This window comes from Tritonibacter sp. SIMBA_163 (genome assembly GCF_046535935.1).
Lineage (GTDB): Bacteria > Pseudomonadota > Alphaproteobacteria > Rhodobacterales > Rhodobacteraceae > Epibacterium > Epibacterium scottomollicae.
This window is the reverse complement of the sequence record NZ_JAWJBP010001552.1, coordinates 1-229: the sequence shown is the minus strand read 5'-3', so window position 1 is coordinate 229 and position 229 is coordinate 1. Positions and strand designations below refer to the sequence as shown.

Annotated in this window: 1 protein-coding gene; it reads right to left on the bottom strand. The window is 62.0% G+C overall.

Going from position 1 to position 229, the window contains the following annotated elements:
* On the bottom strand, nt 1–192 hold a 192-nt coding region (locus R0J92_RS27485), incomplete at its 3' end, for a hypothetical protein (RefSeq protein ID WP_411054010.1).
* Nucleotides 193–229: the final 37 nt, after the last annotated feature.

The window sequence follows — 229 nt, the reverse complement described above, 5'->3', positions numbered from 1 at the left end:
GGCGGTACGAGCAGAACGCCGCGATTGAGAGGCCGCCTCACATAACGTGCGTTCTCGGGCGCCATCGACGCACCTGCCCAACGCTTCGCCATGCACCAGGCGCGCCGAAAGCTTGCGCTCCACCTCGCTAACAATATCCAACCTTTGTCCCAGCGCGCCACGCACTACGTCTCGGATGATATAAGTTGGCACGCCGAGATCCTTCAATCCTGTCACAGCCCCCCCAGCC